This is a genomic window from Pseudomonas sp. IT-P176 (genome assembly GCF_949767245.1).
Taxonomy (GTDB): Bacteria; Pseudomonadota; Gammaproteobacteria; order Pseudomonadales; family Pseudomonadaceae; genus Aquipseudomonas.
This window is the reverse complement of the sequence record NZ_CATKPN010000090.1, coordinates 190,251-209,853: the sequence shown is the minus strand read 5'-3', so window position 1 is coordinate 209,853 and position 19,603 is coordinate 190,251. Positions and strand designations below refer to the sequence as shown.

The following is a 19,603-nucleotide window of genomic DNA, read 5'->3' as shown; positions in this document are numbered from 1 at the left end:
CAAAAAGGCCCCGAAATTCGGGGCCTTTTGCATTGCAGCGTAGGCTTAAGCCGCTTTGGCCTGTGGCTGGCTCAGGGAGCGGTTCAGCGCGCTGAACAGGGCCTTGAAGCTGGCGGTGGTGATGTTTTCATCGATGCCCACGCCATGCACTGCGCGTTCGCCGTTGACTCGCAGTTCAATGTAGGCCGCGGCCTTGGCATTGGTCCCCGCGCCGATGGCGTGTTCGTTGTAGTCCATGATCTCCACCGGGATCGGCAAACCGGCCACCAGGGCTTCCAGGGCGCCATTGCCCTTGCCGCGCCAGTGCAGGTTGGTTTCGCCCTGGCCCTTGCTCGAGACTTCCACTTCCACGGCGCTGTGGCCGTTTTCTTCCTGCAGGCGATGGCTGACCAGCGCGTACGGGGTGTTGGCCTGCAAGTACTCGCTGTGCAGCAAGGCGTGGATCTGTTGTGCGCTCATCTCGAGGCCCAGGCGATCGGTCTCGCGTTGCACCACCTGGCTGAACTCGATCTGCATGCGGCGCGGCAAGTTGATGCCGTATTCCTGTTCCAGCAGGTAGGCAATCCCGCCTTTGCCGGACTGGCTGTTGACGCGGATCACCGCCTCGTAGCTGCGCCCGATGTCGGCCGGGTCGATCGGCAAGTACGGCACTTCCCACAGGGCGTCCGCCTGCTGCTGGGCGAAGCCCTTGCGGATGGCGTCCTGGTGGGAGCCGGAGAACGCGGTGTGCACCAGGTCGCCGACATAAGGGTGGCGTGGGTGCACGGCAATCTGGTTGCACTCTTCGACGACTTTACGCACGCCGTCGATGTCGGAGAAGTCCAGCTCAGGGTTCACGCCCTGGGTGTAGAGGTTCAAGGCCACGGTGACCAGGTCGACGTTGCCGGTGCGCTCGCCGTTGCCGAACAGGCAGCCTTCGACACGGTCGGCGCCAGCCATCAGGCCCAGCTCGGTGGCAGCAACACCAGTGCCACGGTCGTTGTGGGTGTGCAGGCTGATGAGCACGCTGTCACGACGGTTGATGTGGCGGCCGAACCACTCGATCTGGTCGGCATAGATGTTCGGCGTGGCACACTCGACGGTCGCAGGCAGGTTGAGGATCATCTTGTGTTCCGGCGTCGGGTTCCAGACCTCGATCACCGCGTCACAGACTTCCTTGGCGAACTCCAGCTCAGTGGCGCTGAAGGTCTCTGGCGAGTATTCGAACGTCCACTCGGTCTCCGGCTGCTGCGCGGCGTACTTGACGAACAGCTTGGCGGCGCTGACCGCGATTTCCTTGATGCCGTCCTTGTCCTGGTTGAAGACGATCCGGCGGAAGGACGGGGAGGTGGCGTTGTAGAGGTGAACGATGGCCTTTTTCGCCCCGCGCAGGGATTCGAAGGTGCGGGCGATCAGGTCTTCACGACCCTGGGTCAACACCTGGATGGTGGTGTCGTCAGGGATGTGGCCGTCTTCGATCAAGGTCCGCACGAAGTCGAAATCGGTTTGCGAAGCGGCCGGGAAGGACGCTTCGATTTCCTTCACGCCCACCTGCACCAGGGTTTTCCAGAAGCGCAGCTTTTTCACCGCATCCATCGGCTCGATCAGCGACTGGTTGCCATCGCGCAAGTCGGAGCTGCACCAGATCGGCGCGGACGTGATGGTCTTCGACGGCCAGGTGCGATCTGGAATGTCGATGGTCGGGAACGCGCGGTATTTCGAAGACGGGTCTTTGAGCATGCTCATCTGGGAGTCCTTATTCTGTTGTTGGCCGAAAAGAGGCGGCCTGCCGGTGGATCACTGTTGCGTTGGATAAATCTAGGGGCGAGGCGCTGCGATTCAGCCTGGCAGTCGTGCGCTGACGAGGCACAGGCTGCGGTGCTGGCGAAGCTGAATGAGGGTGTGAGAGGTTTTCATGCTTTCAACCCTAACCGCGCCGGGAAAAGATGGCAAGCAGTCGAAAAACTTTGATAGGAATACTCGAAAAGTTACTTTTATCGAGATTTTATTGCGGGCTGTTTTGATAATTATCTGGATGTTTGCGTAGGGGTGGAGCAATGCGCAATTGAAGGCTGGCGATGAGGCCGCCAGCCTCGCCAATCCATCAGGGCTGGAATGCCCCAATGAAAATCGCCGGGTCAACCCGCGCATCGTTCAGGCTGATATTCCAGTGCATGTGCGGACCGGTCGCGCGGCCGGTGGCGCCGACCTTGCCGACCACGGCACCACGTGCCAGCGTCTGGCCGAGCTTCACGTCGATCTTCGACATGTGGCAGAACATGCTGATGAAGCCCTGGCCGTGGTCGACGAACACGGTATTGCCGTTGAAGAAGTAGTTACCGATCAGGATCACCTTGCCATTGGCCGGGGTCTTGATCGGGGTCCCGGCGGGTACGGCGAAGTCCAGGCCCGAGTGGGGATTGCGCTCTTCACCGTTGAAGAAACGGCGCACGCCGAACTTGCTCGACAGTGGCCCGTTGACCGGTTTGTCCAGCAGCAGGTTGCTCGGGGTATTGGGGCTGAAAGTGCGGTAAGCCTGGATCTGCACGGCCAGCTCGCTCTCGATGCGCTTAAGGTTGGCCGGGTTGGGGTTGACCTGCTGGGTGTTTTTCAGGGTGATGCGTTGTTCCGGATATTTCTTGTTACCCACCGCGAAGCTCAGGTTGCGTCCCGCGCTGCTGATTTGCTGGGTACCCGGCTTGACGGTCAGGGGCACGCCGACTATCGCCAGCCAGTTGTTCTGTTCCTTGACCACCAGCACCGGCTTGCCCTGGTAGCTGGCTTTGGGCGCCTGCGCCGCAGAACCGAGGTCGACCACCGCCACACCACCCGGCACCGGCTTGTTCAGCAGGCGGGTGATGTAACTGTCGGCGTGGGCGTTGAAGGTCAGGCATAACAGCAGCAGCGGAGCAAAAAAACGCGGCATCGATCAATCCAGTAGAGAAAGGGTGACGGGTGTCAGGTGATTGTCTTCGACCCGGACCTGCAATTGGCCTTCGCCCAGCTTGGCTGTCAGGCGCTGGCCGGTATGGGTTTGTCCGGCGCTGCGGATCGCATTGCCACGTTCATCGAGCAAAATGCTGTAGCCACGGGCCAGTGTCGCGAGCGGGCTGACCACCTGCAGGGTCTGGACCTGACTTTGCAACTGCAGGCGCCGGGATTTGAGCCCTTCACGCATGGCCCGGGGCAAACGTTCGGCAAAACTATCCAGGCGCTGGCGCAGCAATGCCAGTTGCCGCCCCGGATGTTGCCCGGCGAGGCGGGTTTCCAGGCGGATCAAGCGTTCGCGGCGGGTGTTGAGGCTGCGCTCGAAGGCTCGACGCAGGCGCATGTCCAGATCATCGAGGCGTTGTGCTTGTTGGCGCAGGCGTTCACCCGGATGGCGCAGGCGGCGGGACATGCCTTCCAGGCGCAAGCGATCGCGCATCAGGCGGTCGCGTATGCGCATCACCAGGCGCCGATGCAGGCTTTCGACCCGGCGCAGCAGATCGCTGGAGTCCGGTGCCAGCAGTTCGGCGGCGGCCGACGGCGTGGGCGCACGGACGTCCGCCACAAAGTCGCTGATCGACACATCGGTCTCATGCCCGACGGCGCTGACGATTGGCGTGACGCAGGCATCCACGGCACGGGCCACGGCTTCTTCGTTGAAGCACCAGAGGTCTTCCAGCGAGCCGCCGCCCCGGGCCAGGATCAAGGCGTCAAAACCCCTGGCGTCGGCCAGTTGCAGGGCGCGGACAATCTGCGCAGTGGCCTCGCGGCCTTGCACGGCGGTAGGGATCAAGGTCAGCGACACCTGAGGCGCACGGCGGCGAAACACGCTGATGATGTCGCGGATCACCGCGCCGGTGGGCGAACTGATAATACCAATGCGCTGCGGATGGGCCGGCAGCGGCACTTTGCGCTCGGCGCTGAACAGGCCTTCGGCGCTGAGCTTTTCCTTCAGTGCATCGAATGCCAGGCGCAGTGCACCTTCGCCAGCGGGCTCGACAGTATCGAGAATCAGCTGGTAGTCGCCGCGTCCTTCAAACAGCGAGACCTTTCCCCGCACCTTGACGGCCAGGCCATCCTTGAGAGCCTGGCGCACCCGTGCGGCGTTCTGCCGGAACAGCGCGCAACGCACCTGGGCGCCGCTGTCCTTGAGGGTGAAATACACATGACCGGACGCCGGGCGGGCGAGGTTGGAGATTTCGCCTTCGACCCAGATGTTGCTGAACACGTCTTCGAGCAGCACCCGCGCGCGGCCATTGAGTTGGCTGACGGTGAGGACTTCGCGGTCCAGGCCGAGTCTTGCAAAGGGATCTTTAATCATGGGGCGCATGATAAAGCCAATCTCCCGCGCAATGCACGATCCCCCTACGCCGGCCGGCTGATGTGTTCAACGAATTGCTCGACCAGCGCGCTGGGATCTTGCCGGCAGGCGAGGGCGACGCTGCTGTAGCAATCCGGGTCGGCCAAGGGCAGGAAGTGAATGTCCGGCGGCGCGATGTCCTGCATCGATTCCGGGAGCAGGGCAATGCCGAACCCGGCCTGGATCAGTTGCAACTGGGTGGTTTTGCGCGACACCACCCGCGCGGCCTTGGGAAAGAAACCCTGGCGCATGCACAGCTCGGCGGACAGGTAACTCAAGCCGCCGCGTTGCGGGTGCGGAATGGAGATGAACGGCAACTCCCTCAGTTGCCCCAGCTCGATGCCTTGTTCGGGTGTATTGCGCGCCAGTGCATGCCCAGGCGGCACCGCCAGCAGCAAGCGTTCGCGGTACAGCTCGATGATCTGCACCCCTTCGCGCTGGCGCAGCACGGGCAGGCGCAGCAGGCCAACGTCCAGGCGACCCTCGGCGAGTTCCTGCAGCTGGGCCTCGGAGGATAGCTTGACGATGTCCATCGACACGTCCACCTGCTGCTCCAGGTAAGCGCTGATGCCGCGCAGCACCCGGCCACTCATGGGAACGGTGCTGGAGTGACTCAGGCGCAAGGTGCCGAGTTGGCCGTTGCCGACCTGCGTCGCCATCTCACTGGCCTTGAGCAGTTCACTCAGCAGGCTTGCGGCCCGAGGCAGGAAAGCCTGGCCGGCGGCGGTGAGCCGTGGCTGGCGCGCAGTGCGTTCGAACAGCGGGGTCTGCAGGCGGCTCTCCATGTCCTTGATCTGCCGGCTCAGGGCTGATTGGGCGATGAACAGGCGTTCGGCGGCGGCACTGAAGCTGCCGCACTCGGCGATTTCCACGAAGTAACGCAATTGACGGGTCGAAAGCACAAGCCATGCCTTTTTGAGATGGGTTGAGGGTCGGGAAGATATTAGTCGCAATGCTCCACGCTGGCTAAAGTGATCAGCGCCAAATTAAGGAAAGCCCTGATGAACCTGATCGAGTTATTGCAGCAATGGCCATTCGGCGCCACGGACTGGCTGATCATCGCCCTGGCAATCAGCCTGGCCTATATCGTGTTTGGCATTGCCGGTTTTGGCACGGCCCTGGTGGCGGGGCCGATCCTGATCCTGTTCCTGCCGCTGTCGAAAATCGTGCCCTTGCTGGTCCTGCTGGATTTTGTCGCCGCGTTCGGCAACCTGCTGCCCTCGCGCCGTGATGTGGCCAGGCCGGAGTTGTTGCGCCTGCTGCCGTGCATGGCGCTGGGCTGCACCCTGGGGGTGATCTTCCTGCTGAACCTCAAGTCTGACCTGTTGTTGCTATTGATGGGCCTGTTCATCACGGCCTACGCCATGTACAGCCTATGGGTGAAGGTACGCCCGGCGCAGTTGGCCGCCGGTTGGGCGATTCCCATGGGCACGGTCGGTGGCTTGTTTGGCGCGTTGTTCGGCAGTGGCGGCTTTTTGTATGCGATTTATCTCAACAGCCGCCTGTCCAAGGATGCCGCCCGCGCCACGCAAAGTGCCTTGATCAGTTGCAGCACCCTGGTGCGCCTGAGCCTGTTCCTGATCGCCGGGGTCTACGCCGAGCTACCCTTGTTACTGTTGGCCCTGTGTCTGTTGCCGGCCATGGCGCTGGGATTGTGGATCGGCCGGCGCCTGGCCCTGAAGTTGTCTCGCGAGGCCTTCGTGCGGTTGGTCACCTGGCTGGTGCTGGCCAGCGGGATTGCCTTGTTGACCCGCTACTTCAGCACTTGACCTGAGTCTGTCAGGGATTAAGCTGCCGGCCTTTAGGGCGCCATCGCGGGCAAGCCCGCTCCCACATCAGACTCGATCACCTGTGGGAGCGGGCTCGCCCGCGATGGCGGCAGTAGCCATACAGCAGGACTCGTCATGAACTCGCAAAGCATCCTCGTCCCGAAAATCTCCACCCTGCCGGTGCACGAACCCCGGGCGCGGGCGATTGTGCGGTGGCTGGTGCGCAAGAACATCATCGAAGAACAACTCACAACCTGCGGGCGCACTGGCAATCGCATGGCCCACGCCATTGCCCCCGGCGCGCGCGACGTGGTGCTGCACCCGCAGGCGCTGCCGTTCGGTGAGTCGATCAACGGCCTGGAAATCATCACCAAGCGCTGCATCTATACCCCCGCCAAAGGGTTTCTCGAGGAGGCCGGCTGCGCCGAGTGCCGCAAGGAAGTCGGCGAGGCGCTGTTCGACAGCCTGGAAGACTGGATGCCCGGGCGCACCGACAACTTCATCTGCCCCGAATGCGGGCATGAAGACGACATCAATGGCTTCCTGTTCTTGCAGGAGTGCGGGTTTTCCAACCTGGGCTTCATCTTCAACAACTGGGCCGAGGCCGGCTTCAAGCAGAGTTTTATCGACGAATTTGCCGAGTGGCTGGACTTGCCTGTCAGTTGGGTCAGGGTCGAGTTGTAGGCGACAACAACCCCCGTCGATCACCGCGTCGATAATAGACAGAGTTTTACATTGAACCTGAGGGGGTGTCTGACTATAATGTCGCGCTTCCAATTTCCCGCTCGGGAGCCCCCGCGATGCTGCGTATCAGCCAAGAAGCTCTGACCTTCGACGACATTCTTTTAGTGCCCGGTTATTCCGAAGTACTGCCTAATGAAGTCAGTTTGAAGACCCGCCTTACCCGTGGCATCGAGCTGAATATCCCACTGGTTTCCGCCGCCATGGACACCGTCACTGAAGCCCGTCTGGCAATCGCCATGGCTCAGGAAGGTGGCATCGGCATTATCCACAAGAACATGACCATCGAGCAGCAAGCTGCCGAAGTGCGCAAGGTCAAGCGTTACGAAGCCGGTGTGGTCAAGGACCCGATCACCATCGAGGCTGACGCCACCGTTCGCGAACTGCTCGAACTGACCGGCCTGCATAACATCTCCGGTGTTCCTGTGCTGCACGATGGCGACCTGGTCGGCATCGTCACCTCCCGCGACGTCCGTTTCGAAAACCGTATGGAAGCCACTGTCCGTGAAGTGATGACGCCTAAAGAGCGCCTGGTCACGGTCAAGGAAGGCGCCGACAAGAACGACGTGCGCGAACTGCTGCACAAGCACCGCATCGAGCGCGTGCTGATCGTCGACGACAAGTTTGCCCTCAAGGGCATGATGACCGTCAACGACATCGAAAAAGCCAAGGCTTACCCGCTGGCCAGCAAGGACGATCAAGGTCGTCTGCGTGTGGGCGCTGCCGTCGGTACCGGCAAAGACACCGGTGATCGCGTCGCGGCCCTGGTCAACGCCGGCGTTGACGTGGTGGTGGTCGACACTGCCCACGGTCACTCCAAAGGCGTGATCGACCGCGTGCGTTGGGTCAAGCAGAACTTCCCGCAAGTCCAGGTGATCGGCGGCAACATCGCCACCGGCGCTGCTGCCAAGGCCCTGGCCGAAGCGGGCGCGGATGCGGTCAAGGTCGGTATCGGCCCTGGCTCGATCTGCACCACCCGTATCGTCGCGGGTGTCGGCGTGCCGCAAATCAGCGCCATCGCCAACGTTGCCGCTGCCCTTGAAGGCACTGGCGTGCCGTTGATCGCCGATGGCGGCATCCGTTTCTCCGGTGACCTGTCCAAGGCCATCGTGGCCGGTGCGTCCTGCGTGATGATGGGCTCGATGTTCGCCGGTACTGAAGAAGCGCCAGGCGAGATCGAACTGTACCAGGGCCGTTCGTACAAGGCTTATCGCGGCATGGGTTCGCTGGGCGCCATGTCCCAGGCGCAAGGCTCCTCCGACCGTTACTTCCAGGACTCCTCGGCAGGCGCCGAGAAACTGGTTCCGGAAGGGATCGAGGGCCGTGTTCCTTACAAGGGCACCCTGAGCGCGATCATTCACCAACTGATGGGCGGTCTGCGTTCCTCGATGGGCTACACCGGCAGCGCCGACATCGAAGAAATGCGCACCAAGCCTGAGTTCGTGCGGATCACCGGTGCCGGCATGGCCGAATCCCACGTTCATGACGTGCAGATCACCAAAGAAGCGCCAAACTACCGCGTAGGTTGAGGCTTCAGGCAAATCATCAAGCAACCGGGGCTGTTTTATTCAGCCCCGAGTTGTTTCTGAATCAAGACTGTTTCTGAATTACTAAGACGAGACTGAATCATGGCCCTCGACATTCACGCTCACCGCATCCTGATCCTCGACTTCGGTTCCCAGTACACCCAACTGATCGCCCGCCGCGTGCGTGAGATCGGCGTGTACTGCGAACTGCACCCGTTCGACATGGACGATGAAGCGATTCGCGAGTTCGCTCCCAAAGGCGTCATCCTCGCCGGCGGCCCCGAGTCCGTGCACGTCGCCGACAGCCCGCGCTGCCCGCAAGCGGTGTTTGACCTGGGCGTGCCGGTCTTCGGTATCTGCTACGGCATGCAGACCATGGCTGAACAGCTGGGTGGCAAGGTCGAAGGTTCCGAGCTGCGTGAGTTCGGTTATGCCCGCGTTGACGTGGTCGGCAAGAGCCGCCTGCTCGACGGCATCGAAGACCACATCGACGCCGACGGCCTGTTCGGCCTCGACGTGTGGATGAGCCACGGTGACAAGGTCACCAAGATGCCGGAAGACTTCCACATCCTGGCCAGCACCCCGAGCTGCCCGATCGCCGGCATGTTCAACGACGAACGCGGCTACTACGGCGTGCAGTTCCACCCGGAAGTGACCCACACCAAGCAGGGCGGGCGCATCCTGTCGCGCTTCATCCTCGACATCTGCGGTTGCGAAGCCCTGTGGACGCCGTCGAAGATCGCCGAAGACGCCATCGCCAACATTCGTGCCCAAGTGGGTACCGACAACGTGCTGCTGGGCTTGTCTGGCGGTGTCGATTCCTCGGTCGTTGCCGCGCTGTTGCACAAGGCCATCGGCGACCAGTTGACCTGCGTCTTCGTCGACAACGGCCTGCTGCGTCTGCACGAAGGCGAGCAAGTGATGGCCATGTTCGCCGAGAACATGGGCGTCAAGGTGATCCGTGCCAACGCCGAAGAGCAGTTCCTCAACAACCTGGCTGGCGAAAGCGACCCAGAGAAGAAGCGCAAGATCATCGGCCGTACCTTCATCGACGTGTTTGATGCCCAGTCCAACAATCTGGACAACATCAAGTACCTGGCCCAGGGCACCATCTACCCGGACGTGATCGAGTCGGCTGGCGCCAAGAGCGGCAAGGCCCACGTGATCAAGTCGCACCACAACGTGGGTGGCCTGCCGGAAGAAATGAACCTCAAGCTGGTGGAACCCCTGCGCGAGCTGTTCAAGGACGAAGTCCGTCGTCTGGGCCTGGAACTGGGCCTGCCGTACGACATGGTCTATCGCCACCCGTTCCCGGGCCCGGGCCTGGGCGTGCGGATCCTCGGTGAAGTGAAGAAGGAATACGCCGACCTGCTGCGTCGTGCCGACCACATCTTCATCGAAGAACTGCGCAAGGCCGACTGGTACCACAAGGTCAGCCAGGCGTTCGTAGTGTTCCAGCCGGTGAAATCGGTTGGCGTGGTTGGCGATGGCCGTCGTTACGCCTGGGTCGTGGCCCTGCGTGCCGTGGAAACCATCGACTTCATGACCGCGCGTTGGGCACACCTGCCTTACGAACTGCTGGAAACCGTCAGCGGCCGCATCATCAATGAAATCGAAGGCATCTCCCGCGTCACCTACGACGTGTCGAGCAAGCCGCCGGCGACCATTGAGTGGGAATGATCCCGCGCAAGCCTTGATGGCTTGATTGCCGGTATCAAAAAAGGCCGTGTGGACCTCGTGTTCATGCGGCCTTTTTGCGTTGTGGGGAGCGCTCGTCTGATTTGCCTGCGTCCCGTGGTCACGTCCGCTTTGCTGTTTCTTTCACAATTGCGGGTGTATCGTATTCGCCTTTTGCGGGCCCTGGGCCTGCGGCAGATACGTGAGGTAGTTGAGTCCATGTCCTTTACCCGTCGACAAATACTCGGTGGTCTGGCCGGTCTGGCAGTGGTTGGCGTCGGGGCCGGTGGTGCATCGCGTTACTGGCTGGGGAAAGTGGCGGACGCCAATGCCGGGCATGACTACGAGCTGATTGCCGCGCCGCTGGACGTGGAACTGGTGCCCGGGCACAAGACCCAGGCCTGGGCCTTTGGCCCTTCGGCGCCTGGGACCGAACTGCGGGTGCGCCAGGGCGAGTGGCTGCGGGTGCGTTTCATCAACCACCTGCCGGTGGCGACCACCATTCACTGGCACGGTATTCGCCTGCCGCTGGAGATGGATGGCGTGCCCTACGTCTCGCAACTGCCGGTGCTGCCGGGCGAGTATTTCGACTACAAGTTCCGCGTGCCGGATGCCGGCAGCTACTGGTACCACCCACACGTCAGCAGCAGCGAAGAGCTGGGTCGCGGCCTGGTCGGGCCATTGATTGTCGAAGAGCGTGAGCCTACCGGCTTCAAGTATGAACAAACCCTGAGCCTGAAAAATTGGCACATCGATGAGCAAGGCAACTTTGTCGAGTTCAGCATCCCCCGGGAAGCGGCGCGTGGCGGTACAGCGGGGCGCCTGTCGACCATCAACGGCGTGCCGTTGCCCGTCATCGAGCTGCCCGCGGGGCAGATCACTCGCGTGCGCCTGCTCAACCTCGACAACACCCTGACCTATCGCATCAACATTCCGGGGGTCGAGGCGCAGATCTACGCGCTGGATGGCAACCCGGTACAGCCGCGGCCGCTGGGCAAGGAATACTGGCTCGGTCCGGGCATGCGCATCTGCCTGGCGATCAAGGCCCCGCCCGCGGGCACTGAGCTGTCCCTGCGTAACGGTCCGGTGCGCCTGGGCACCCTGCGTTCGGTGGCCAACACGGATGCACCGGGTGAGTGGCCACCGGCGCTGCCCGCCAACCCGGTTGCCGAGCCGGACATAGCCACTGCGCAGAAGCTCAACTTTAACTTCGAGTGGGTCGGTTCGGTCTCGGTCAATGTCGAAAACGGCAAGCCCCCCAGCCTGTGGCAGATCAACGGCCAGGCCTGGGACATCACCGACAAGACCTGCGCCGACCGACCGATTGCTACGCTCAAGCTAGGCCAAAGCTACATATTCGAATTGAAGAACATGACCCAGTACCAACACCCGATCCACCTGCATGGCATGAGCTTCAAGGTCATTGCCTCGAACCGGCACAAGGTGATCCCGTACTTCACCGACACTTACCTGTTGGGCAAGAACGAGCGCGCGCAAGTGGCGCTGGTGGCGGATAACCCTGGGGTGTGGATGTTCCATTGCCATGTGATCGACCACATGGAAACCGGCCTGATGGCCGCGATCGAGGTGAAGTGATGCGCCAGATTCGCCCGAGCGCCATTATCGACCGCAGCCGTGACCAGCACTTCATGCGCGAAGCCCTGCTGCTGGCGGCCCAGGGAGCGGCCCTCGGCGAGGTGCCGGTGGGTGCGGTGCTGGTGCAGGACGGGGAGATCATCGGGCGCGGCTTCAACTGCCCGATCAGTGGCAGCGACCCCAGCGCCCACGCCGAAATGGTCGCGATCCGCGCCGCCGCCCAGGCCCTGAACAACTACCGCCTGCCCGGCAGCACGCTCTATGTGACGCTGGAGCCGTGCAGCATGTGCGCCGGGCTGATCGTCCACTCGCGCATCGCTCGGGTGGTATACGGCGCATTGGAGCCCAAGGCCGGGATCGTGCAGAGCCAGGGGCAGTTTTTCACCCAGGGCTTTTTGAATCACCGGGTGCTGTACGAAGGCGGAGTCCTGGCCGAGGAGTGCGGGACGGTGTTGAGCGAGTTCTTCAAGGCCCGCAGAGCTAAATCTTCAGAATAACTACTAACCCTGTGGGAGCGGGCTTGCCCGCGATGAGGCCCTTTCAGTCAACGAAGATGTTGAATGTTAGTCCGCTATCGCGGGCAAGCCCGCTCCCACAGGTTTTTTTGTGTCAGGAAGATCGGGTTACTTCCTGGCCACAATCACCGCGCGCATTGGCGCCGGCAGCCCTTCGATGGTCTTGCCGTGGTCATCCGGGTCGAGGAAGTCGCTCAGCGACTGATATTTCATCCACTCGGTGGCGCGTTGTTCCTCGATGCTGGTCACGCTGACATCCACGCAGCGCACGTCGCTGAACCCGGCGCGGCGCAGCCACAGCATCAATGCTGGAACCGAAGGCAGGAACCAGACGTTGCGCATCTGCGCGTAACGGTCTTCCGGCACCAGTACCTGCTGCTCGTTGCCCTCGATCACCAGGGTTTCGAGCACCAGTTCCCCGCCCTTGACCAGGCAATCCTTGAGCGCCAGCAAATGCTCGATCGGCGAGCGGCGATGGTAGAACACGCCCATGGAGAACACCGTGTCGAAGCCTTCCAGGTTCGCTGGCAAGTCTTCGAACGGGAACGGCAGGTGCCAGGCATTGGGCTTGGACAGGTAGCGCTGCACGGCCTGGAACTGGCAGAAGAACAGCCAGTTGGGGTCGACGCCGATGACACTGTCGGCCCCGGCGCCGAGCATGCGCCACATGTAGTAGCCATTGCCGCAGCCGACATCGAGGATGCGTTTGCCCACAAGGTCCAGGTGCGGGGCGACCCGCGACCATTTCCAGTCCGAACGCCATTCGGTGTCGACGTGCACGCCGAACAGGTCGAACGGCCCTTTGCGCCATGGTGAAAGGCCCATCAGGGCCGTGCGCATTTGCGCGCGGGTTGCATCGTCGCAATCGGTGTCCAGCTTCAGGCCGTTGAGCAAATCGACTTCGCTTGGCTGGATCTTCGGCAAGGCGTCCAGCGCGCTTTGCCAGCGCTCCAGGTCACCGTGGCCCTTCTCCATTTTCACGTCGAGTTGCGCTTGCAGGGTGTTGGCCCAGTCGGCCAGCGGCGTGCCGGCCAGGCGGCGGGCGAGGGGAGACAGATCAATCATGGCAAGGCAATCAACGAGGCAAAGTTAAGACACTGGAACCACGGCACGACTTTCGAGAACCCGGCGGCCAGCAGGCGTTCGGTGTGTTCTTCGAGGCTGTCGGGCTTCATGACGTTTTCGATGGCGCTGCGCTTCTGGGCAATTTCCAGTTCGCTGTAGCCGTTGGCGCGCTTGAACGCGATGTGCAGGTCGCCGAGCAGCTGGTGCTCCTGGGCATCGGCAAAGCGCAGTTTTTCCGAGAGGATCAGCGCGCCGCCGGGCAACAACGACTGACGGATACGCCCGAGCAGGGCCAGGCGTTGTTCAGGGGCGATGAACTGCAGGGTGAAGTTCAGCGCCACCACCGAGGCCGGCTTGAATTCGAGGGCCAGGATGTCACCCTCGATCACCTCCACCGGCAGCAGTTCCTGGAACATCGAGTCCTGGCCGTTGAGGTATTCACGGCAGCGTTCGACCATGGCGGCGGAGTTATCCACCGCGATCACCCGGCAACCGTCCGTACGCACGTGCCGGCGCAGGGCCTGGGTCACCGCGCCGAGGGATGACCCCAGGTCGTACAGCACGCTGTCTGGCTGGGCAAACTGCGCCGCCAGCACACCGAGGTTTTCGACAATGGTCGGGTAACCCGGCACCGAGCGCTTGATCATGTCCGGGAACACTCGCACCACATCCTCGTTAAAGGCGAAGTCGGGTACCTGGGCCAAAGGCTGGGCGAAAAGGCGATCGGGTTCTTTGCTCACGGCGGTTCCAGCGGCGGAATTGGAAAAGGCCGGCATTTTAGCCAAGTTGGCGCGCAGATGCGCGGCTTGTCTGATAAAGCGCCCCGGCTCGCTCCCACAGGCTAAACACCGTACGTGTGGGAGCGAGCCTGCTCGCGATGAATTCAGCGCGTTCGTGTGTGGAACGCCGACGCGGCGATGCCCCATTGCCCCAGCCAGTAACTGAGGATGATCACATACGGCGCGGCCGCGAAGGGCATGGCAAAACGGTCGATGCCGATCACGCTGTCGGAGAACACGAAGGCCAGGGCGCCGCCAGCGGCCAACAGTGCCGAGCGTTTCGGCACGTCGGTGCCCAGGCGGGCCAGGGCGCGCCAGAGCATGGCGCTGATGGCCGTGCCATAGACGATCACCGGAATCAGCAACGGCCCCAGGCCATGGGCGATCAGGATCCCCAGCAGCAGTGCGCCGACCAGCAGCGCCAGGAGCAAGGGCCCAGGGGCCAGGCGCCGGCAATCGCTCAGATAGGCTTTGAGGTAGGCCAGGTGGGCCACCAGGAATGCGCCGAGGCCGAACACGAACAAGTCGCCGGGCCAGGCCAGCAGCACATCGCCCAGCAGGGAAAAGATCAGGCCCAGGCTGACCCAGCGCCGGTAGTCGCTGGGCGGTGCATCGTGCAACCAACCCAGCAGGGCCAGCACCGGCAGCGGCTTGACCAGCAGGCACAGTAGCTCGGCATGCACACTTAAGCCGTAGAGGAACGTGACGGCTCCCATCAACGCCAGAATCAGCCAGCCCATGCTCAGTTCACCACGATTGCGCAGTCGAAAATCTCTACCGGTTCGACTTCCGGTGCCCACGGCTGCTGTGAAGTCAGGCGCAAGCGCCCGTTACCGCTGGTGAAGGCTTGGAAGCGCCAGGTCGATTGCCCCGCGCTGCCCACCAGGCCGCTGTTTTCCGGGTTGGTGTAGACCTCGGGGCTGATGGCCCGCAACACACCGCCGGCCGAATCCTGGATCGCCCAGCGATAACCCGTGGTCGGGTTGCTCGGTAAGGTCAGGATCAGGTTTTGCCCGTTGTGCAGTTGCACCGGGCATTGGCTCTGCTGCTCCACGGTCAGGTTCTGTTTCGGCTGCGAGGCGCAGGCCGTCAGCAAGGCAAGGCTCAAGGGCAATAGCAGGCGGGTGGGGGACATCAAGTCAGGCACTCCGGAATTCGCGACGAACGGCGAGCATAACCGAAGATGAGACAAAATGTGACCGTTAGGCCCAGATGGGTGTTGCCAGCACCGCCGCCATCGCGGGCAAGCCGCAAGCGGGCGCCCGCTCCCACAGGGTTACTGCAATCCTTGTGGGAGCGGGCTTGCCCGCGATGGCGTCAGTCCAGGCGTTACACAGTTGTCAGAACAACACCTTGGCCACGTCGGCAAAACGCTTGGCAAAGTGCACGGTAATGCCCTCTTTCAGGTAATCGGGCAATTCTTCGAAACTGCCACGGTTGGGTTCCGGCAGGATCAGTTCGTGGATCTTCTGTCGGCGTGCGGCAATCACTTTTTCGCGCACCCCGCCAATCGGCAGCACGTGCCCGGTCAGCGTCAGTTCACCGGTCATGGCCACGCCTTTTTTCGGCGGCTGGTTGCGTGCCAGGGACAGCAGGGCGCTGGCCATGGTCACTCCGGCGCTAGGGCCGTCTTTTGGAGTCGCACCTTCCGGTACGTGCAAGTGCACGAAAGCTTCGTCGAAGAACTTCGGGTCACCGCCAAACGACTTCAGGTTGGAGCTGACGTAGCTGTAGGCGATCTCGGCCGATTCCTTCATCACATCACCCAGTTGCCCGGTGAGCTTGAAGCCACGGTTGAGGGTGTGGATGCGGGTGGCTTCGATCGGCAGGGTGGCGCCGCCCATGCTGGTCCAGGCCAGGCCCGTGATCACCCCGGTGCCCGACAGCACTTGCTCGTTGCGGAACACCGGCATACCCAGGGAAGCCTCAAGGTCCTTGGGGCCGATCTTGATCACTTGCTGCGGATCGTCCATCAGCTTGACCACCGCCTTGCGCACCAGTTTGCCCAGTTGTTTCTCCAACTGGCGCACCCCGGCTTCGCGGGCATAGCCATCGATCAAGGCCTTGAGCGCACTGTCGCTGATGGACAGGCTGGTTTTCGCCACGCCGGCCTTGTCCAGTTGCTTGGGCCACAGGTGGCGTTTGGCAATGGCGACTTTTTCTTCAGTGATGTAGCCGGACAGGCGAATCACTTCCATGCGGTCGAGCAACGGCCCGGGGATCGAGTCCAGGGTGTTGGCGGTGCACACGAACAGCACTTTCGACAGGTCCAGGCGCAGGTCCAGGTAGTGGTCGAGGAATTCCACGTTCTGTTCCGGGTCGAGGGTTTCCAGGAGCGCCGAGGCCGGGTCGCCCTGGAAGCTCTGGCCCATCTTGTCGATCTCGTCGAGCATGATCACCGGGTTCATCACTTCGACGTCTTTCAACGCCTGCACCAACTTGCCCGGCAGGGCGCCGATGTAGGTGCGACGGTGGCCCTTGATCTCGGCTTCATCACGCATGCCGCCGACGCTGAAACGATAGAACGGCCGCCCCAGGGATTCGGCGATGGACTTGCCGACACTGGTCTTGCCCACGCCCGGCGGGCCTACCAGCAACACGATGGAGCCGGCGATCTCGCCCTTGTAGGCGCCCACCGCGAGGAATTCGAGGATCCGGTCCTTGATGTCATCGAGGCCGGCATGGTGTTTGTCGAGCACCTTGCGTGCGTGCTTGAGGTCGAGCTTGTCTTCCCCGTACACGCCCCAGGGCACGGCCGTCGCCCACTCCAGGTAGTTGCGGGTCACGGCGTATTCGGGGGAGCCGGTCTCGAGGATCGACAGCTTGTTCATTTCCTCTTCGATGCGTTTTTGCGCCTGGGGCGGCAGGACCTTGCCCGTCAGGCGTTGCTCGAACTGCTCGACGTCGGCGCTGCGATCATCCTTGGTCAGGCCCAGCTCCTGCTGGATCACCTTGAGTTGTTCCTTGAGGAAAAACTCGCGTTGGTGTTCGCCGATCTTGCGGTTCACTTCCGCGGAGATTTCTTTCTGCAGGCGCGCGACTTCGACTTCCTTGCGCAGCATCGGCAGGACTTTTTCCATGCGCTTGAGCATGGGCACGCAGTCGAGCACTTCCTGCAATTCGTTACCGGTGGCCGAGGTCAGGGCGGCGGCGAAGTCGGTCAGCGGCGACGGGTCGTTGGGGCTGAAGCGGTTGAGGTAGTTCTTCAGCTCTTCGCTGTACAGCGGGTTGAGCGGTAGCAGTTCCTTGATTGCGTTGATCAGCGCCATGCCATAGGCCTTGACCTCGTCGGTCGGCTCGCTGGGCTGGTGCGGGTATTCGACTTCCACCAGATACGGTGGGCGATGGTGCTTGAGCCAGGTGCGGATGCGCACACGGGTCAGGCCCTGGGCGACGAACTGCAGCTTGCCGTTTTCGCGGCTGGCGTGGTGGACCTTGACCAGGGTGCCGTATAGCGGCAGGGCGCTGGTGTCGAAATGCCGTGGGTCTTCCTGGGGGGTGTCCATGTAGAACAGCGCCAGCGAGTGGTGCTCGGACTTGGCGACCAGGTCCAGGGTCTCAGCCCAGGGTTCTTCGTTGACGATCACCGGCAGGACTTGGGCCGGGAAGAATGGCCGGTTGTGGATCGGGATGATGTAGACCTTGTCCGGCAGGTTCTGCCCGGGCAGGGCCAGGCCAGTGCCGGAGGAGGCGTGGTGTTCGGGGTGTTCGGCGTGTTCCGGGTCGGCGTATTCGCTGGGGTCTTCGGGGAATGCTTGCTGGTCGCTCATGGGGCACCTGCGCAATGGGGTATGGGAGTTAGATGGGGCAGGTGGCGGGTGGTTTCAATGGTGGGAGCGCTTTGCGGGGGATTTGTTTGGTAAGCGGGTTGTTACCTGAAGGCTGCGAACCGAGCGTCGTGGTTGATCGTTCCCATGCTCTGGGAATGCAGGTCATTTCAATTCTGTATAGGGTGGACGGTCAGAGGATTGTGTGGTGAGTTAAAAAAAAATATGGATAATTACTCGGAATTAAGATTTTCTTTGCGTAGTGAAGAAAATCTGTGCTGCTAATACGGATTTGAGGATTTTGCGCCGATGAACTCAGTTGGTTATGCCTGCCTCCAACAAGTGCTGCGGCTTTGCGCATTCCCTTTGCGTCGACCGGCGATTGTGCAGCCAGTGACACGGATTGAACGGATCGGTGAAACTCTGGCGGTACCACCTGCAATTGCACCCGCGCAAGTCGACTTGCTGGCTCATGTACTGTTTGCCTTGAAGCACGAGGGTGTCAATCTGGGGATCCTGGCCCAGGCACTCCCGCAAGTACCCGTTGAAGCGCTTGAAGCCGAGCTGCGGCAGTCACCTAATGGAGTCTACATTCGCAAGGCTTGCTATCTGCGGGAAGCTTTCACGGGTGAACAAATTGCGCAGCACTCTCCGGTAAAGGGGCGTTTCATGCCCCTGTTCGATCCAGAGCAGTACCTGACCATGGCCGGGGCCCGGAACTCTCGGTGGCGTATCGAGTTTAATGGCCTGGGCACACTTTCCTACTGCGCCACGGTCGAGCGGACCCCCCAGATTGTTGCTCTGCTCGAACATGACATTCTCGGTCGCACCCGCGAATTTATTGCGAACTTGCCATCGGGAATGATGGACCGGGCGATAAACTGGGCCTACCTCTCTGAAACCAAGGACTCGTTCGCCATTGAGCGCGAGGAGCCCAGCGAAGACAAATCGCGCCGCTTCATCCAGCTTTTGAAGCAAGCTCATGAGCGCGCTCCACTCACCGAGGACTATCTGGTAAGCCTGCAGAACGCGACGGTATCGAATCCGCTCGACATGGCGGCAGGATACCGTCACGAGCAGAACCACCTGGCCAACTCTTTTCACGGTGCGGCCGGTGTCACCTACGTACCTCCAGAGCCAGAGCTGTGCCGCGAACTGATGGATCAACTGGCCGCGTTCGCCAACGAAGCACCCACCCATATCGACCCGTTGGTCGCTGCCGGCATTATCTCCTTCGGCTTTGTCCTGAATCATCCCTTTATGGATGGAAATGGGAGACTTTCCCGTTTTCTGATTCACCACACGTTGTGCCGTGCCGGGGTATTGGAAAACGGTCTTCTTCTGCCCGTCTCCGTGGCGATGAAGCGGGAGGAGCGGCTCTACCTTGAAACCCTGCAAGAGTTCTCCAGGCCGGCTCGGGAGTTCTGGGACGTCAGGTGGATCGATCAGGGTAACTTGTCATTTAACTTCACCGGGAGCCCGGCCATCTATCGGTACTGGGATGCCACCCCGGGCGTCACATTCACGCTGGAAATGGCAAAGCGCGCCCTTGAAGTCGAGCTTCGCGAAGAGACTACGTTTCTCGAAAACTATGACCGGATCGTAAAGCGGGTCGATGAACGCTACGACGTGCGGGGTAGTGATCTGGCTAACCTCGTGATGATGTGCCTGACGCAAGGGGGGACAGTCTCGATTAACCGTCGCAAGCAATACAGGTACACGGTTCCCGAAGCGGTATTTGATTATATAGAAGAAGTCACGCAGGCCTTGCTACTGGAGCAACAGGAGCAGCTTGAGGTCACTGCTGCACAACCGTGAACGTACCTGAGAACCTGGCAGCC

16 protein-coding genes are annotated in these 19,603 nt (G+C 61.7%); 7 read left to right on the top strand and 9 right to left on the bottom strand.

The window, feature by feature from the left end; translation table 11 throughout:
* Window positions 1-45: 45 nt before the first annotated feature.
* The 4 genes from leuA to ACM6IP_RS23670 all read right to left on the bottom strand — a co-directional run bounded on the left by leuA (window position 46) and on the right by ACM6IP_RS23670 (window position 5,229).
* Complete coding sequence (gene leuA, locus ACM6IP_RS23685) at window positions 46-1,725, bottom strand: 2-isopropylmalate synthase (protein ID WP_095166031.1); 1,680 nt, start codon at window positions 1,723-1,725, stop codon at window positions 46-48.
* A 358-nt stretch (window positions 1,726-2,083) separates the two neighbouring features.
* Window positions 2,084-2,905, bottom strand: coding sequence for a peptidoglycan DD-metalloendopeptidase family protein (locus tag ACM6IP_RS23680; RefSeq protein ID WP_159997795.1), 822 nt, complete (start codon window positions 2,903-2,905; stop codon window positions 2,084-2,086).
* 3 nt (window positions 2,906-2,908) lie between these two features.
* Window positions 2,909-4,288 carry an exodeoxyribonuclease VII large subunit gene (xseA, locus tag ACM6IP_RS23675; protein ID WP_159998906.1) on the bottom strand — a complete coding sequence of 460 codons (1,380 nt, stop codon included), beginning with the start codon at window positions 4,286-4,288 and terminating at the stop codon, window positions 2,909-2,911.
* A gap of 44 nt (window positions 4,289-4,332) precedes the next feature.
* Complete coding sequence (locus tag ACM6IP_RS23670; protein WP_401126236.1) at window positions 4,333-5,229, bottom strand: LysR family transcriptional regulator; 897 nt, start codon at window positions 5,227-5,229, stop codon at window positions 4,333-4,335.
* A 99-nt stretch (window positions 5,230-5,328) separates the two neighbouring features.
* Between ACM6IP_RS23670 and ACM6IP_RS23665 the strand changes: the two genes are divergently transcribed.
* From ACM6IP_RS23665 to tadA, 6 genes are all read left to right on the top strand, one after another.
* Entirely contained in the window at window positions 5,329-6,096 is a 768-nt protein-coding gene (locus ACM6IP_RS23665; RefSeq protein WP_159997791.1) for a sulfite exporter TauE/SafE family protein, read from the top strand.
* Between the two features lie 135 nt (window positions 6,097-6,231).
* Window positions 6,232-6,780: a sugar ABC transporter ATPase gene (locus tag ACM6IP_RS23660; RefSeq protein ID WP_414862383.1), complete on the top strand. Its 549-nt coding sequence runs from the start codon at window positions 6,232-6,234 to the stop codon at window positions 6,778-6,780.
* 116 nt (window positions 6,781-6,896) lie between these two features.
* On the top strand, window positions 6,897-8,366 hold the full coding sequence (gene guaB / locus ACM6IP_RS23655) for an IMP dehydrogenase (protein WP_095166020.1): 1,470 nt from the start codon (window positions 6,897-6,899) through the stop codon (window positions 8,364-8,366).
* 99 nt (window positions 8,367-8,465) lie between these two features.
* Window positions 8,466-10,043 (top strand): glutamine-hydrolyzing GMP synthase, encoded by a 1,578-nt coding sequence (gene guaA, locus ACM6IP_RS23650; protein ID WP_095166018.1) that lies wholly within the window; start codon window positions 8,466-8,468, stop codon window positions 10,041-10,043.
* 216 nt (window positions 10,044-10,259) lie between these two features.
* Window positions 10,260-11,636 (top strand): multicopper oxidase family protein, encoded by a 1,377-nt coding sequence (locus ACM6IP_RS23645; protein ID WP_414862382.1) that lies wholly within the window; start codon window positions 10,260-10,262, stop codon window positions 11,634-11,636.
* Complete coding sequence (tadA, locus tag ACM6IP_RS23640; RefSeq protein WP_095166016.1) at window positions 11,636-12,133, top strand: tRNA adenosine(34) deaminase TadA; 498 nt, start codon at window positions 11,636-11,638, stop codon at window positions 12,131-12,133. The genes ACM6IP_RS23645 and tadA overlap by 1 nt, the downstream gene beginning before the upstream one ends.
* A gap of 126 nt (window positions 12,134-12,259) precedes the next feature.
* Here tadA and cmoB read toward each other — a convergent pair whose 3' ends face one another.
* From cmoB to lon, 5 genes are all read right to left on the bottom strand, one after another.
* A complete protein-coding gene (gene cmoB / locus ACM6IP_RS23635; RefSeq protein WP_414862381.1) occupies window positions 12,260-13,216 on the bottom strand; it encodes a tRNA 5-methoxyuridine(34)/uridine 5-oxyacetic acid(34) synthase CmoB in 957 nt (318 codons plus the stop codon).
* A complete protein-coding gene (gene cmoA / locus ACM6IP_RS23630) occupies window positions 13,213-13,956 on the bottom strand; it encodes a carboxy-S-adenosyl-L-methionine synthase CmoA (RefSeq protein ID WP_095166012.1) in 744 nt (247 codons plus the stop codon). Before cmoA ends, cmoB begins: the two co-directional genes overlap by 4 nt.
* 143 nt (window positions 13,957-14,099) lie before the next feature.
* A complete protein-coding gene (locus tag ACM6IP_RS23625) occupies window positions 14,100-14,735 on the bottom strand; it encodes a lysoplasmalogenase (protein WP_095166010.1) in 636 nt (211 codons plus the stop codon).
* Between the two features lie 2 nt (window positions 14,736-14,737).
* Entirely contained in the window at window positions 14,738-15,130 is a 393-nt protein-coding gene (locus tag ACM6IP_RS23620) for a protease inhibitor I42 family protein (RefSeq protein ID WP_095166008.1), read from the bottom strand.
* Between the two features lie 205 nt (window positions 15,131-15,335).
* Window positions 15,336-17,765 (bottom strand): endopeptidase La, encoded by a 2,430-nt coding sequence (gene lon, locus ACM6IP_RS23615; protein ID WP_095166007.1) that lies wholly within the window; start codon window positions 17,763-17,765, stop codon window positions 15,336-15,338.
* Window positions 17,766-18,071: 306 nt separating this feature from the next.
* On the opposite strand from lon, the gene ACM6IP_RS23610 reads away from it, so the two are divergent.
* Complete coding sequence (locus tag ACM6IP_RS23610; protein WP_414862380.1) at window positions 18,072-19,580, top strand: Fic family protein; 1,509 nt, start codon at window positions 18,072-18,074, stop codon at window positions 19,578-19,580.
* Window positions 19,581-19,603 lie beyond the last annotated feature (23 nt).